This window comes from Gymnodinialimonas sp., assembly GCF_059726805.1.
On record NZ_AP041059.1, the window covers coordinates 994,948 to 1,009,053 of the forward strand.

The following is a 14,106-nucleotide window of genomic DNA, read 5'->3' on the forward strand; positions in this document are numbered from 1 at the left end:
ACTATCAAAAATAAAAATACCAAAGGATTGACCTATCGATAGGCCCGTCCTATCTGACCAAAAACCGCCGCTCATGCAGAAAAGTGCATTTGGCGGTGGACGCGGCCGGGCTTTGAGCCAATTTGTGGGCAGACCGGCCAAACCATTGCACGCGTCGTCTTGGACAGACGACACAAAGAGCCCCCCGTTGCGGGGGTGGATGAGGGACAAAACAGTGGCAGTTGGCGGGGCAGAGGTGTCACGGGTCGCAGGAGGCCCGGCTGGATGGATTGCAATCCTGGTCCCGGTCGCCCTGTTCGCATGGTTCGCTCAATTTCTAGGTTCCGTGGCCGCAGGTCAAACGCCGCTGATCGGCATCGATTGGGTCCCCTCCATGGGCATCCGGTTGGAAATGCTGATCGACGGCTTGTCGCTGACGTTTGCGTTGCTCATCACCGGCATCGGCGCCTTGGTCACGCTCTACTCCAGCAAATACCTGGGCAATCACCCGGAATATCCGCGCTTTGTCCTTTATTTGCTGAGCTTCATGGTCGGCATGTTGGGCCTTGTGTTGGCCGACAACCTGATCGCGCTGTTCGTGTTCTGGGAAGTGACGACGATCTCGTCCTACCTGCTGATCGGCTTCAACTCCGATAGTGCCAAATCCCGCCGCTCGGCCCTGCAAGCGTTGTTCGTGACGGGCGCGGGCGGGCTGGCGCTTTTGGCGGGGATGATCCTTCTGGGCGCGGCAGCGGGCACATATTCCCTGGCCGAGATCCGGGGCATGGGCGACGAAATCCGCAATCATGAGCATTACGTCCCGATCCTGATCCTGTTCCTCGCGGGCGCCTTCACCAAATCGGCGCAGTTTCCGTTCCACTTCTGGCTGCCCAACGCCATGGCCGCGCCGACGCCGGTGTCGGCCTACCTGCACTCGGCCACCATGGTGAAGGGCGGCGTCTACCTGATGGCGCGGATGAACCCGACGCTGGGCGGGACCGAGCCCTGGTTCTGGGCGCTGGTCATCGCGGGCGGGTTCACCACGGTCTTCGCCAGCATCCTTGCGGTCCGCCAGACCGACATCAAACAGGTGCTGGCCTACACGACGCTGATGGCGCTGGGGGCGCTGACGCTGTTCATCGGGGCAGGCTCCAGCGATGCGATCAAGGCCGCGATGCTGTTCCTGGTCGTCCATTCCCTCTACAAGGCCGCGCTCTTCCTGATGATCGGCATCGTCGATAACCAGACCGGCACGCGCGAGGTTGCGGACCTGCGCGGTTTGGCCCGGAAGATGCCAATCACCTTCTTTGCAGGGGCACTGGCCGCGATCTCCATGGCCGGGATCCCGCCCTTCGTGGGCTTTATCGGCAAAGAGTTCCTCTACAAGGCGGGCCTGGGCATGGACACGGCGATGCTGTGGATCACCGGCACCATCTTCGCCGCCTCCGTTCTGATGTTCGTCGCCGCTGGCATCTCTGTCGCGCGCCCGTTCCTGGGCCGTTTGCCCGAGCGTTTCAAGGACACGACCGAAGGGCCGATGGCCATGTGGCTGGGCCCCGTGATCCTCGGCGCGCTGTCGCTGTACTTCGGCATCTTCTCGGACGTGCCCGAGATCTGGTTGGTCAGCCCCGCCACCCAAGCGGTCTATGGCAGCGCCGTCTCGGTCGATCTGTACCTTTTCCGCGAGGTGAACGAGGCGTTCATCCTGTCACTGATCACCTTCGGTGTGGGCTTCGTCTTCTACCTCCTCCACGGCCGCCTTCGCGACCTTCTCGCAGCGATATTCAAGGCCAATCCGATCAAGTTCGACCCCGGCTATGACCGGTTCATGGACGGCTTGAAGGCCCTTGCGGCCTGGCAGACCAAGTACCTGCAGGGCGGTATCCTGCAGCGCTATGTCTTCATCACCTTCGCCACCTTCGCGGTCGCCATCGGCGCCACGCTTTACCTGCAAGACGCGCTCAACTTCCGCGTCGATTTCGCGGCGGAATTTGACGAGCTTCAGTTCAAGCACTGGACGGTTCTGTTGTTCATTACCGCAGGTGCGCTGCTGACCGCGCTGACCCAGTCGCGGATGACGGCGATTGCGGCGCTTGGGGTGGTGGGCATCGGCGTCGCGTTGATTTTCATCATCTTCTCTGCCCCGGATGTGGCCATCACGCAGCTGCTGGTGGAAACGCTCGTGGTCGTGCTGGTGGCCGTGGCAATGCTGAAGCTGCCGCACCTGGGCCTCAAGAAAGAGCCCAATCGCGCGGTCCATGCCGCACTTTCGATCACCGTGGGCGTTCTGACGACGCTGGTGCTGGTGGGGGTGCTCCAGTCTGACCTGGACCTGCGCCTGACGGAGTACTTCAACGCCACCTCCTGGCCCGAGGCTTACGGGCGCAACGTCGTCAACGTCATCCTCGTGGACTTCCGTGCCCTTGATACCTTCGGCGAGATTGCCGTGGTCGTCGTGGCCGCCCTTGCGGCCTATGCGCTGCTGCGCGGCACGCGCTACGGCACGATCAAAGAGGACGCGGCCAGCACCCCGAAAGCCACGGGCGGGGAGGACGCGACATGATGAACTCCATCATCCTCAACGCCGCGACGCGGCTTCTGACGTCGCTGCTGCTGCTGTTCTCGGTCTACATGCTGCTGCGCGGGCATAACCTGCCCGGCGGCGGCTTTATCGGCGGGCTCATCGGCTCGACCGGGTTCGTGCTTTACGCCATCGCCCAAGGCTCCCAAGCCACCCGCGATGCGCTCAAGTACGAGCCGCAGAACATCGCCATGATCGGCCTTGGCATCGCCCTGGCCTCCGGCGTCTACGCCGCCTTCTTCGGCGACGCCTTCTTCGAGGGCCAATGGTGGTTTGCAGGCGCGGACCCCAATGACCCCGATGACAAGGGCCTGCCGATCTCCAGCGTGCTGTTCTTTGACATCGGCGTGTACCTCGTGGTGTTCGGATCCATCCTGACCCTTGTCCTCGCGTTGGAGGATGAAGTCTGATGGAACTGCTTGTCGCGATCATGGTCGGCGTTCTTGTCGCCGCCGCCGTTCACCTGATGCTGGCCCGCAACGTGTTGCGGTTCCTCTTCGGGCTGATCCTTCTGTCCAACGCCGCCAACCTGACGATCTTCGTGGCCGGCCGCCTGACCTCGGAAAGCCCGCCGCTGGTGCCCGAGGGCAGTGATTTCCCTGTGGCGGACGCCGCCAACGCGCTGCCCCAGGCGCTGGTGCTGACCGCCATCGTGATCGGCTTTGGCCTTTTCGCCTTCGCCCTGACGCTGGTCTACCGGGCCTACCAGAACCTTGGCACGCTGAACTCCGATGAGATGCGCCTGGCCGAACCGGTTGAGGACACGCCGCAAGAGCCCTCCAAAAGCTTCATTGCCCGGCCCGCCACCCCCGGGGAGGCAGAGCAATGAGCTGGATCCTCGCGGCCCCCATTATCATCCCCTTCGCCACCGCCGTGCTGGCGTTCCTGTTCCGCCACGGGCCCGAGGGCCGCTGGCTGAGCGTGTTGGGCTCTGCCGCGCTTCTGATCGCGTCGATCATCCTGATGATCGATGTCTGGGATCAGGGCGTTGTCGCGGCCCAGATGGGCAATTGGCCCGCGCCCTTCGGCATCACGCTGGTCGCCGACCTGCTGAGCGCGGTGATGGTCGTCATCACCGGCATCACCGGCCTTGCGGTTGCCATCTATGCCCTGGCCGACATTCACGAACGCAAAGAGGCGCTGGGTTATCACGCCCTCTACCAGGTGCTTCTGGCAGGCGTCTGTGGCGCGTTCCTGACGGGCGACCTGTTCAACCTCTACGTCTGGTTCGAGGTCATGCTGATCTCGTCCTTCGGCCTTCTGGTCATGGGCGGCAATCGGCAACAGCTGGATGGCGGCATCAAATATGTGACCCTCAACCTCGTCTCGACGGTCCTGTTCCTCGCCGGTATCGGCCTGCTCTATGGCATGACCGGCACCCTCAACATGGCCGACCTGCACGCGGCGGTGCAAAACGTGGAAAACCCCGGCCTTCTGGTCGTGGTCGCGGTGATGTTCATGGTGGCCTTTGGTGTCAAGGCGGCGGTCTTCCCGCTGTTCTTCTGGCTGCCCGCATCCTACCACACGCCCTCTGTCTCGGTGTCGGCGATCTTCGCAGGCCTACTGACCAAGGTCGGCGTGTACGCGCTGATGCGGATGTTCACGCTCGTCTTCACAACGGACGTGCCCTACACCCACACGATCCTTCTGTGGGTCGCGGGCTTCACCATGGTCACGGGCGTTTTGGGCGCGGCGGCGATGAACGATTTCCGCCGTATCCTGTCGTTCCACATCGTGTCCCAGATCGGTTACATGATCCTGGGCCTCGCGCTGTTCACGCCGCTGGCGATCGTGGGCGCGGTCTTCTATCTGGTCCACCACATCATCGTGAAGGCGAACCTGTTCCTTGTCGCTGGCGTCGCGCGCCGCATCGCGGGCAGCACGGACCTGGCCCAGATCGGCGGACTATACAAAACCGCGCCTTTGCTGGCGATCCTTTTCCTGATCCCGGCGTTTTCCCTTGCAGGTTTCCCGCCTTTGTCCGGGTTTTGGGCGAAGTTCATTCTGGTCAAGGCAGCGCTGGAAAACGGCAACTATTGGATCTCGGCCATTGCCCTGATCGTGGGCCTCCTGACGATCTATTCGATGACGAAAATCTGGGGTAACGCGTTCTGGAAACCGCACCCGGCGGGGGTAGAGCCGAAGCTGTCCAGCCTGGCCGCCAAGGATCGCGCGGCGCTTTTGGTGCCCATCGCAGCCCTTGCGATCCTGACCTGTGTCATCGGCCTCTTCCCTGAGCCCTTCGTGCTGTTCGCCGAACGCGCAGCGGACCAATTGCTGAACCCGCAGGCCTACATTGACGCCGTCCTGACCTCTGGCGTGGAGGTCAGCCAATGACGCGCACCATGCCCCGTCTGCCTTGCCCCCATATGCACTCCGAAATGGCCCCCCCCGCGTGCGCCCGAAAGGAGGCCCCATGAACATTTTCGCCCTCAACGTCGCCCTCGCCGTCGCCTGGGCGGCCCTGACCGGGGACATCAGCCTGCCCAATCTGCTGGTGGGCTTTGCGCTCGGCTCTGCCGCGCTCTTCGCCACACGGCCGCTTTATCCTGGCTGCGACCGCTATTTCTCCCGCGCCACGAAGTGGGTCAAACTGGTCCTCGCCTTTGTGTGGGAGCTTTTCGCAAGCTCGGTCCAGGTGGTCTACGATGTGCTCACGCCCGAGCATAAATCGCGCCCCGGCATCATCTCGGTGCCGCTCGACACGGAAGGCGAAATGGCCATCCTTGTGATGACCAACTACATTTCCCTGACGCCCGGCACTCTCAGCCTGGATGTGACCGAGGACCGCAAGACCCTCTACATCCACGCCATGTTCGCCGATGACCCGGAAGAGATCCGCCGGTCCATCAAGGAAGGTGTGGAGCGTCGCGTGAAGGAGGCCATGGAATGAGCCCGATCCTCGTTACCGCCATCGACATCGGCTTCGTGCTGGTCATGCTGGGCGTTGTGGGGGCGTTCATCCGCCTCGTCAAAGGGCCATCGCTGCCCGACCGCATCGTGGCGCTCGACATGATGACGGTGCTGATCGTCAGCTTTTGCGGCATCTATGCGATCCTGTCCGGAGAGACCGCCTTTGTGGACGTGGCCATCGTGGTCGCCATCATCGGTTTCCTGGCGACGGTAGCCTTGGCGCGGTTCGTCGACCGCGCCCAGCACCGCACGGGCACACCGCCCGCCAAGGAAGCCGCCAAGGCGGAGGACGCGCCATGATCGTCGCACCGGAGGTCCGCCATGCTGGCTGAATACATCATCGCAGGCCTGATCCTGCTGGGCGCGTTCTTTTGCTTCGTGGCCGGTCTCGGCGTCTTGCGCTTGCGCGACGTGTTGATCCGAATGCACGCCTCCACCAAGGCGGGGACGCTGGGCGCCGGTCTGATCCTGATTGCCGTCGCGATTTTCTTTGGTGACATCACCACGATCACACGGGCCGTGGCGACGATCCTGTTCCTTTTGATCACCGCACCGGTCGCCGCCCACACAATCGGCCGCGCCGCGTTCCGCGCGGGCGTGCCGTTGTGGAACACCAAGATCGAAGAGGGCACCCGCGAGAAGCTTTAGCGCGGGTCTGGTGGTGCGAAAATTGATATACCATTGATATACCTGGGGCCGGCGCTTGGGGTCATTGGAAGTGGCCAAATCCGCGATTGATATACCATTGATATACTCTGGCGCGGGCTTAGCCCTCAGGTCTGAAGGAAATCATACCGCCCGTCGGGCCGCACCGCGCAGGCCGTCAACCGCCCCGAGCGCCAGGCGCCGGTGTCCGTCCCGATGCGGCCCTCGGCCACCACGGGCGCGTCAATTTCCGTGTGACCATGGGCGATCCAGACGTCATCGCCGCGCGGTCCGCCATCAAATTCCGGGTGCCCCCAGAGCAGCACGCGGGCCGATTGATCGGCCATGTCGTGGCCCGGATCTGCCCCAGCATGGACCGCCCAGAGGTTGCCGGAGGACCAGCTAAGGGGCAGATTTTCCAGCCAATTCAACGTCTCAGCTGGAATCCGGCGGCGCAGGGCCGTGGCGGCGGTGGGGAAGGCATCGAATTCGGGGCTTTCTTCCAGATCCGCCGTCGCCACCCCGAATGAGCGCAGCGTTTCCACCGCGCCCGAGCGCATCCAGCGCGGCCCCCGCGTGGCGGGGTCGGCCAGGAAATCGAGCATCATCCGCTCGTGGCTGCCCATCAGACAGGTGACATTGGTCGGAAAACTCTCCTGCAACTCGCGCATCCGCGCCAGCACCACAGCCGAGTCAGGTCCCAGGTCAATGTAATCGCCCACGAACACCAGCATCGGGTCCACCGCAGAGGTGCCGCCGATGTGCGCATCAATCAGTTCCAGCATCAGCTCCAACAGGTCAGCGCGCCCATGGACATCGCCGATGATGTAGGTCTGACGCTCGGGCAACGGCATATCTTGTGTGGCCGGGGTTTCGGCCTCTGCCGGGACTGCGCTGTGTTGCTTCCGCCCAAGAAGTGATCGCATCGATTTCAACATGAGATCAGAGGTGCGCATTCAGGCGTGATTTGGCAAGGGGAAACGCCGTCACAGGCCTACGCTCGTGCCCTCAAAACCTGCGCGGGGCGGCTGGCCAGGGGCCGCCAGGCAAAGGCCAGGCCCGCCAGCAGGGTCGCAGCCGCGCCGCCCAGAACGATCGCCGTGGCAGAGACGGGCTCGAACACGTAGTCGGTGTCCATCACGAACGTCATCACGGCCCATCCCCCCAGCGCCCCCGTGGCGATGGCGACAATCCCCGCCGCAGCCCCTAACAGGCTGGCACGCAACGCAAAACTGGCCAGCACTGTGCCTCGCGACGCCCCCAGCGTTTTCAGAACGGCGGCTTCAAACACGCGCCCCCGCTCCCCCGCTGCCGCCGCCCCGATCAGCACGACGAAGCCGGTCAAAAGCGTGGCCAAAGCGGCATAGGACGTGGCGCGCGCGATGCCGCGCAGGGCTTCGGCCACACGGTCCAGCGCGTCGCGCACAAGGATTGCGGTGACGTTGGGCGCGTCCGAGGCCACATCGCGCAGGATCTGCGCTTCGGCGTCTTCCTCAGCATAGACCGTCGCAATATGGGTGTGCGGCGCGCCTGCAAGTGCGGCCTCATTCATCGTGACGATGAAGCCTATCCCTGCGTTTTCAAAGGAAACTTCGCGCAGCGCCGCAATGGTCGCCGTGATGTCGCGGCCCAGGATATTCACGGTGATCACATCGCCTAGGTCAAGCCCGATCTCCGCCGCTTCCTCTGCTGCGAAGGCCATCAGCGGCGGGCCGGTGTAATCCTCGGGCCACCAATCGCCCGCCATGATCTCCTCTGCCGGCGGCGCGCCCGCCATGTAGGTCACGCCTCGGTCGCCTTGCAGGACCCAGTGATCGCCCGCCACCTCTTGCGCACTGGTGCCGTTGATCTGAGTGATCACACCGCGCAGCATCGGCGCGGTATCGACCCGGCTGACCTGGGGATCAGTCTCGACCCGGTCCAGGAACGGCTGGAGCTGATCGGGTTGAATATCCACGAAAAAATAGCTCGGCGCGACCTCGGGCAGATCCCGTTGGATGGCGCTGCGCAGATTGGTGTCGATTTGCCCAACGGCGGCCAGAACGGCAAGGCCGAGGCCGAGGGAAAGGACGACGGATCCGGCCTCGGACCCCGGCCCGCCCACGGCGCCAAGGGCCGTGCGGATCGCCGTGCGCCCCCGCACGAACCGGACCCGTGCCAAGCGTCGGCATATGGCGCGGATCCCCCAAGCTGCCCCTGCGAGGAGCGCGAGCGCGAGGAGGAGTCCGCCTGCCGTCCCGAGCGCCAGTCGAGGGATGCCAGAGGCCCAGACGGCAGAGCCGATGAGGACGATCAAAAGGCCCGTAATTGCAATAACATAGGTCGCCTGGGGCCAGGCCGCCGCGCCAATAGAGGCATCGCGAAACAGCGCCGCCGCGCGGACCTGGGCGGTGCGCGCCAAAGGCCAGAGCGTGAAGATCAACGCGGTCAGGATGCCGTACCACGCGGCCTCCAGAAGCGGCCCGGGATAGACGCTGACCGCGACGGGAACCGGCAAATTCGCCTGGATCACCGGCGCGAACGCCAAGGGCGCGGCGGCGCCGAGGATCACGCCCAATGTGACCCCAAGCGCTGTCAGAATGCCGACCTGAATGAAGTACGTGGCAAAGATCGTGCGCCCCTCGGCGCCCAGGGTTTTCAGGATCGCGATGGTCGCGATCTTGCCCTCCAGATAGGCGCGCACCGCAGCGGCGACGCCGACCCCACCCACGGCCAAACCGGCGAGGCCGACCAGCACCAGGAACGCGCCGATCCGATCGATAAACTCGGCCACGCCCGGTGCCCCGTTGCGGGCATCGCGCCAGCGCGCGCCGTTAACCTCTAGCGGAGCAGCCGTGGTTTCGGCGGCGGCCAGATCAGCGCCCGGGGGTAATCGCAGGCGGTACTGGCTTTCGTAAAGCGTTCCGGTCTGGATCAGGCCCGATCCTTCAAGCCCCTCTAACGAAACGATTGTTCGCGGTCCAAGCCCGAAGCCGGAGGACGCGCCGTCGGGCTCATCCACCAGTAGCGCGCGCAACTCGAACTCTTGCGTGCCCAGGCGGATCCTGTCGCCCACCGATAGCGCGAGCCGATCCACCAGAAGCGGCGCGATGACCGCGCCGGGCAGGTCGCGGACCTCCAACGCCTCGGATATCGGCATCGGCGGATCCAATCCGACCGTGCCATAGATCGGCCAGGCGGCGTCCACCCCGCGCACCTGCGTCAGGCCCCGCTCTACCTCGTCGCGGTCGACCACGACCATGGAGCGGAAATCGACCGTTTCCGAGACGACGTCGGCCATCGCCGCCATGAAGGCGCGCTCATCATCGTCGGCGAAACGGTAGGTGAAGGTGACCTCCGCGTCGCCGCCCAGGATCACCGCGCCCTCGCGCGCCAATCCTTCCTCGATCGATACGCGGACGGAGCCCACGGCCGCAATCGCCGCCACACCCAAAGCGAGGCAGGCCAGAAATACCCGAAAGCCACGCAGCCCGCCGCGCAGACCTGCGCGCATTTCTCGCCGTGCGATGCGCCAGGCGATCATGCGATGCGCCCGTCGCGCAGGCGGACCTCTCGGTCGCAGCGCGCGGCCAGTTCCGGGGAATGGGTGACGAGGATCAGTGTTGCGCCATGGCGGTCGCGCAGCGCCATCAGCAGATCCATGATCTGCGCGCCGGTGGACCCGTCCAGATTACCCGTCGGCTCATCGGCCAGAAGAATATCGGGGCGGGTTGCAGAGGCGCGGGCCAAGGCGACGCGCTGTTGCTCGCCGCCCGACATCTGCGCGGGGTAGTGCCCGGCGCGGGCAGCCAGGCCCATGGCGTCCAGCTCCGCCTCTGCGCGGTCAAAGGCATCGGCGACACCGGCCAGCTCCAACGGGGTGGCGACATTTTCCAGGGCGGTCATTGTCGGGATCAGGTGGAAGGATTGGAACACCACCCCCATATGCTGACGACGAAACCGGGCCAGCTGATCCTCGGACATCGCGGTCATGTCGCGGCCCATCGCCGTGACCGAGCCGCCACTGGCCCGTTCCAACCCGCCCATCACCATGAGGAGTGACGATTTGCCAGACCCGGACGGCCCCGTGAGCGCCAGCGTTTCACCGCGTTGCACCTCCAACGTGATCCCGTGCAGGATGTCGACACGGCCCGCGTTGCCGTCAAGCGACAGCGTCGCGTCGGAAAAAGATAGGAGTGCCGCCATGTCTAAACTCTTCCGTTCACTTCTAGGGTCATATGGGGCCTTGGCGCGCCTCGGCAAGGTGGCGCTGTTTGCCGGTTTCGCAGCCCCGGCGCTGGCGGACGAAACGACGATCCTGGCCCTTGGCGACAGTCTGACGGCGGGCTACGGCTTGGTGCAGGAAGAAGGCTTCGTGCCGCAGCTGGAGGGGTGGCTGGAAGGGCAGGGGCACGCCGTCACGTTGATCAACGCGGGCGTCTCTGGGGACACCACGGCGGGCGGTCTGGCGCGGGTGGAATGGAGCCTGACGCCCGAGGTCGACGCGATCATCGTGGCGCTTGGCGGCAACGATTTCCTGCGGGGGATTGACCCGGCGGTGAGCCGCGCGAACCTCGACGGCATCCTGCAGGTTGCCCGCGATGCGGATCTGGAGGTGTTGCTGGTGGGTATTGTGGCCTCGGGCAATTACGGGCCTGACTATCAGCAGGAATTCAACGGGATGTACCCGGACCTGGCGCAAACCTACGGGACTTTGTTGGAACGTGACTTCTTCAACGGCTTCCGCGCCTCGGTGGACGCGGGCGCGGACGTGTCCGAGTTTATGCAGCGCGACGGCATTCACCCGAATGCCGCCGGGGTTGCATTGATTGTCGAAGATTTAGGGCCTCAGGTAGCAGCGCTGATTGAGCGCGTCGGAAGCGAATAAAACCGAACGCAAAAATTGACAAAACGAACACGAGGTGAGAAGAGGCGCGCAGTCTGAGCGCGCAACAGGAACCGGATCATGGACGAGCCCTACGACCTTTTCGTGATTGGCGGCGGCATCAACGGATGCGGCATCGCCCGCGATGCGGCGGGGCGCGGCCTAAGCGTGGCCCTGGCCGAGATGGGGGACCTTGCCGGCGCCACTTCCAGCGCGTCGACAAAGCTTTTCCACGGCGGCCTGCGGTACCTGGAATACTTCGAGTTCAAGCTGGTGCGCCACGCCCTGGAAGAGCGTGAGACCTTGCTGCGCGCCATGCCCCATATCAGCTGGCCGATGCGCTTCGTGCTACCGCTCTCCAAGGACATGCGGTTCGACAATACGACACCGACCTCAAAAATCCTGGGCACGGTGATGCCCTGGATGAAGGGGCGGCGGCCCAACTGGCTGATCCGTCTGGGGCTGTTTTTGTACGACAATCTGGGTGGGCGGAAGATCCTGCCCGGCACGAAGGGTGTCAGCCTTGACGGCACGCCTGAGGGCGCGCCGCTGCAGGATCGCTTCACCAAGGCCTATGAGTACTCCGATTGCTGGGTCGAGGACGCGCGCCTTGTGGTGCTGAACGCCCGCGACGCCGAGATGCGCGGCGCCAAGGTGATGGTGCGCACACGCGTGGTCTCCGCGCAGCGGGACGGAGAGCAGTGGCGCATCGAGCTGGAGGGTGAAGGCGCGGGCACGATCTACGCGCGCGCCCTGGTAAACGCGGGCGGGCCCTGGGTTGCCGATATCGTGCGCAACGTGGCGCGGCAGAACTCCAGCGAGGGGGTGCGGCTGGTGCGTGGGTCGCACATCGTGACGCGCAAGCTTTACGATCACGACAAGTGCTACTTTTTTCAGGGCACCGACGGGCGGATCATCTTCGCGATCCCCTATGAGACGGACTATACCCTCATTGGCACCACCGACGCCGAGCACACCGCTGACCCGCGCGAGGCCGCCTGCACGCCGCAGGAACGGGACTACCTGCTGCGGTTTGCCAACGATTACTTCAAGGAAACCCTGACGGCCGAGGATGTTGTGTGGACCTACTCGGGCGTGCGGCCGCTCTATGACGACGGGGCAAAGTCAGCCACAGCGGCGACGCGCGACTATGTGCTGTCCCTTGATGACGCCGGCGCGCCGATGCTGAACGTCTTTGGCGGCAAGATCACCACCTACCGCGTGCTGGCCCAGGACGCCTGGGACAAGATCGCACGCTTCTTCCCGGAGGCTTCGGGCCATTGGACGGCGGGCGTGCCCTTGCCCGGCGGCAATTTCCCGGTGGATGGCGTGGACAAGCTGATCGCGGATCTCAAGACAGCCTATCCGTTCTTGGGCGACAGATGGGCCAAACGCCTGATCCGCGCCTACGGCACCGAGGCGTCCGACCTTCTGGGCATGGCAAAATCGCCCGAAGAACTGGGCCGCGACTTCGGGGCCACCTTGACGGAGGCCGAAGTGCGTTGGCTGATGGTCCACGAATATGCCCGGACAGCGGCAGATGTGGTCTGGCGCCGCTCGAAACTTGGCCTCAAACTGAGCGCTGATCAGATCGCGGAGATCGACGCCTTCATGGCCGCATCTTAGGGAGAGATGAGATGACACAAATCCTCGCCATTGACCAAGGCACCACCTCGACGCGCGCCATCGTGTTTGATGGGGATTTGCGGCCCAAGGCCAGCGCCCAGAAAGAGTTTACGCAACATTTCCCGGCGTCGGGCTGGGTGGAGCATGACCCGGAGGAGATCTGGGAGACGGTGCTGGAGACCTGCCGTGGGGCGCTGGACCAGGGCGGCGACGTCGCCGCCATCGGCATCACCAACCAGCGAGAGACGGTGGTGGTTTGGGACCGCGCGACCGGCGCGCCGGTCTATAACGCGATTGTCTGGCAGGATCGCCGCACCGCCGCGCTTTGTGCGGATCTCAAGGCAGCGGGCCATGAGGATATGGTGCGCGACAAGACGGGCCTGCTGCTCGACCCGTACTTCAGCGGCACGAAGCTGGCCTGGGTGTTGGATAACGTTGAGGGTGCCCGCGCGAAGGCGGAGGCCGGGGAACTGGCGTTTGGCACCATCGACAGCTTCCTGATCTGGCGCATGACCGAGGGCAAGCGCCACGTGACCGACGCCACAAACGCCGCGCGCACGTTGCTTTACAACATCCGCGAGGGGCGGTGGGATGAGGACATTCTCGCGCTCCTCAACATCCCCGCAAACATGCTGCCTGAGGTCCTCGATTGCGCCGCCGACTTTGGCGAGACGACGCTCTTTGGTGCGCCGCTGCCGATCCTCGGCGTGGCGGGTGACCAACAGGCTGCCACGGTCGGGCAGGCCTGCTTCCAGCCTGGCATGTTGAAATCCACCTACGGCACCGGGTGCTTTGCGCTGCTGAACACCGGCGACACGCTGGTGACCTCGCAAAACTGGATGTTGGGCACGATTGCCTATCAATTCGACGGCACGCCGACCTATGCGCTGGAAGGCTCCATCTTCATCGCCGGTGCGGTGGTGCAATGGCTGCGGGACGGGCTGAAGATCATTGACGACGCACCACAAAGCGCGGGGCTGGCAGAGGCGGCGGATCCGACCCAAAGCTTGTACCTCGTGCCTGCCTTCACGGGCCTCGGCGCGCCCTATTGGGACCCGGACGCGCGCGGGGCGATCTACGGGCTGACGCGGAACTCTGGCCCGGCGGAAATCGCAAAGGCCGCCTTGGAAAGCGTCGGTTTTCAGACGCGGGATCTGCTGGAGGCGATGGCTGCCGATTACCCCGGCGACACTGGCAACGTGCGGGTGGACGGTGGCATGACGGCCAGCGATTGGACGATGCAGTTCCTTTCCGACATCCTCGGCGCGCAGGTAGACCGCCCGCAGGTGCTGGAGACGACGGCGGTGGGGGCCGCTTGGATTGCCGGACAGCGGGCCGGGATCTACGCGGATCAGGCGGGTTTCGCGGCGTCTTGGGCCTTGGACAAGACCTATGCGCCGCAGATGGATGCCGCCACGCGCGATGCGCGCTATGCGGGCTGGAAGGACGCTGTCGCCCGGACATTGTCCGACCGTGGATAAGCCGCCGCTTGCCCCCT

13 protein-coding genes are annotated in these 14,106 nt (G+C 64.4%); 10 read left to right on the forward strand and 3 right to left on the reverse strand.

Annotated elements, in window-relative coordinates:
* Nucleotides 1–199 precede the first annotated feature (199 nt).
* The 7 genes from AC6I9R_RS04935 to mnhG all read left to right on the forward strand — a co-directional run bounded on the left by AC6I9R_RS04935 (nucleotide 200) and on the right by mnhG (nucleotide 6,121).
* Complete coding sequence (locus AC6I9R_RS04935) at nucleotides 200–2,542, forward strand: putative monovalent cation/H+ antiporter subunit A (RefSeq protein ID WP_461427712.1); 2,343 nt, start codon at nucleotides 200–202, stop codon at nucleotides 2,540–2,542.
* Entirely contained in the window at nucleotides 2,539–2,970 is a 432-nt protein-coding gene (locus AC6I9R_RS04940; protein ID WP_461427713.1) for a Na+/H+ antiporter subunit B, read from the forward strand. Before AC6I9R_RS04935 ends, AC6I9R_RS04940 begins: the two co-directional genes overlap by 4 nt.
* Nucleotides 2,970–3,389: a Na+/H+ antiporter subunit C gene (locus tag AC6I9R_RS04945; protein WP_461427714.1), complete on the forward strand. Its 420-nt coding sequence runs from the start codon at nucleotides 2,970–2,972 to the stop codon at nucleotides 3,387–3,389. The genes AC6I9R_RS04940 and AC6I9R_RS04945 overlap by 1 nt, the downstream gene beginning before the upstream one ends.
* The gene (locus AC6I9R_RS04950; RefSeq protein ID WP_461427715.1) at nucleotides 3,386–4,897 is read left to right on the forward strand and encodes a Na+/H+ antiporter subunit D; all 1,512 of its coding nucleotides are present in this window, start codon (nucleotides 3,386–3,388) and stop codon (nucleotides 4,895–4,897) included. The genes AC6I9R_RS04945 and AC6I9R_RS04950 overlap by 4 nt, the downstream gene beginning before the upstream one ends.
* Before the next feature lie 79 nt (nucleotides 4,898–4,976).
* Nucleotides 4,977–5,453 (forward strand): Na+/H+ antiporter subunit E, encoded by a 477-nt coding sequence (locus tag AC6I9R_RS04955; protein WP_461427716.1) that lies wholly within the window; start codon nucleotides 4,977–4,979, stop codon nucleotides 5,451–5,453.
* Nucleotides 5,450–5,773, forward strand: a complete 324-nt coding sequence (locus tag AC6I9R_RS04960) for an MrpF/PhaF family protein (RefSeq protein WP_461427717.1) — start codon at nucleotides 5,450–5,452, stop codon at nucleotides 5,771–5,773. The genes AC6I9R_RS04955 and AC6I9R_RS04960 overlap by 4 nt, the downstream gene beginning before the upstream one ends.
* 21 nt (nucleotides 5,774–5,794) lie before the next feature.
* Complete coding sequence (mnhG, locus tag AC6I9R_RS04965) at nucleotides 5,795–6,121, forward strand: monovalent cation/H(+) antiporter subunit G (RefSeq protein WP_461427718.1); 327 nt, start codon at nucleotides 5,795–5,797, stop codon at nucleotides 6,119–6,121.
* 125 nt (nucleotides 6,122–6,246) lie between these two features.
* Here mnhG and AC6I9R_RS04970 read toward each other — a convergent pair whose 3' ends face one another.
* The 3 genes from AC6I9R_RS04970 to AC6I9R_RS04980 are packed head-to-tail and all read right to left on the reverse strand — an operon-like array spanning nucleotide 6,247 to nucleotide 10,303.
* Complete coding sequence (locus tag AC6I9R_RS04970; protein WP_461427719.1) at nucleotides 6,247–7,074, reverse strand: metallophosphoesterase; 828 nt, start codon at nucleotides 7,072–7,074, stop codon at nucleotides 6,247–6,249.
* A 38-nt stretch (nucleotides 7,075–7,112) separates the two neighbouring features.
* Nucleotides 7,113–9,641 carry an ABC transporter permease gene (locus tag AC6I9R_RS04975; RefSeq protein WP_461427720.1) on the reverse strand — a complete coding sequence of 843 codons (2,529 nt, stop codon included), beginning with the start codon at nucleotides 9,639–9,641 and terminating at the stop codon, nucleotides 7,113–7,115.
* Nucleotides 9,638–10,303 (reverse strand): ABC transporter ATP-binding protein, encoded by a 666-nt coding sequence (locus tag AC6I9R_RS04980; RefSeq protein ID WP_461427721.1) that lies wholly within the window; start codon nucleotides 10,301–10,303, stop codon nucleotides 9,638–9,640. Before AC6I9R_RS04980 ends, AC6I9R_RS04975 begins: the two co-directional genes overlap by 4 nt.
* Between AC6I9R_RS04980 and AC6I9R_RS04985 the strand changes: the two genes are divergently transcribed.
* The 3 genes from AC6I9R_RS04985 (at nucleotide 10,302) to glpK (ending at nucleotide 14,089) form a co-directional block, all read left to right on the forward strand.
* Nucleotides 10,302–10,985 carry an arylesterase gene (locus AC6I9R_RS04985; RefSeq protein WP_461427722.1) on the forward strand — a complete coding sequence of 228 codons (684 nt, stop codon included), beginning with the start codon at nucleotides 10,302–10,304 and terminating at the stop codon, nucleotides 10,983–10,985. The two genes, AC6I9R_RS04980 and AC6I9R_RS04985, sit on opposite strands and share 2 nt — an antisense overlap.
* Nucleotides 10,986–11,063: 78 nt before the next feature.
* Nucleotides 11,064–12,608, forward strand: coding sequence for a glycerol-3-phosphate dehydrogenase (gene glpD, locus AC6I9R_RS04990; protein ID WP_461427723.1), 1,545 nt, complete (start codon nucleotides 11,064–11,066; stop codon nucleotides 12,606–12,608).
* Between the two features lie 11 nt (nucleotides 12,609–12,619).
* Nucleotides 12,620–14,089: a glycerol kinase GlpK gene (glpK, locus tag AC6I9R_RS04995; RefSeq protein WP_461427724.1), complete on the forward strand. Its 1,470-nt coding sequence runs from the start codon at nucleotides 12,620–12,622 to the stop codon at nucleotides 14,087–14,089.
* Nucleotides 14,090–14,106: the final 17 nt, after the last annotated feature.

Bases quoted from the DNA above. Each gene is read 5' to 3' on its own strand.
- AC6I9R_RS04935 (WP_461427712.1), top strand. From the start codon at position 200: ATGAGGGACAAAACAGTGGCAGTTGGCGGGGCAGAGGTGTCACGGGTC.
- AC6I9R_RS04940 (WP_461427713.1), top strand. From the start codon at position 2,539: ATGATGAACTCCATCATCCTCAACGCCGCGACGCGGCTTCTGACGTCG.
- AC6I9R_RS04945 (WP_461427714.1), top strand. From the start codon at position 2,970: ATGGAACTGCTTGTCGCGATCATGGTCGGCGTTCTTGTCGCCGCCGCC.
- AC6I9R_RS04950 (WP_461427715.1), top strand. From the start codon at position 3,386: ATGAGCTGGATCCTCGCGGCCCCCATTATCATCCCCTTCGCCACCGCC.
- AC6I9R_RS04955 (WP_461427716.1), top strand. From the start codon at position 4,977: ATGAACATTTTCGCCCTCAACGTCGCCCTCGCCGTCGCCTGGGCGGCC.
- AC6I9R_RS04960 (WP_461427717.1), top strand. From the start codon at position 5,450: ATGAGCCCGATCCTCGTTACCGCCATCGACATCGGCTTCGTGCTGGTC.
- mnhG (WP_461427718.1), top strand. From the start codon at position 5,795: ATGCTGGCTGAATACATCATCGCAGGCCTGATCCTGCTGGGCGCGTTC.
- AC6I9R_RS04970 (WP_461427719.1), bottom strand. From the start codon at position 7,074: ATGCGCACCTCTGATCTCATGTTGAAATCGATGCGATCACTTCTTGGG.
- AC6I9R_RS04975 (WP_461427720.1), bottom strand. From the start codon at position 9,641: ATGATCGCCTGGCGCATCGCACGGCGAGAAATGCGCGCAGGTCTGCGC.
- AC6I9R_RS04985 (WP_461427722.1), top strand. From the start codon at position 10,302: ATGTCTAAACTCTTCCGTTCACTTCTAGGGTCATATGGGGCCTTGGCG.
- AC6I9R_RS04980 (WP_461427721.1), bottom strand. From the start codon at position 10,303: ATGGCGGCACTCCTATCTTTTTCCGACGCGACGCTGTCGCTTGACGGC.
- glpD (WP_461427723.1), top strand. From the start codon at position 11,064: ATGGACGAGCCCTACGACCTTTTCGTGATTGGCGGCGGCATCAACGGA.
- glpK (WP_461427724.1), top strand. From the start codon at position 12,620: ATGACACAAATCCTCGCCATTGACCAAGGCACCACCTCGACGCGCGCC.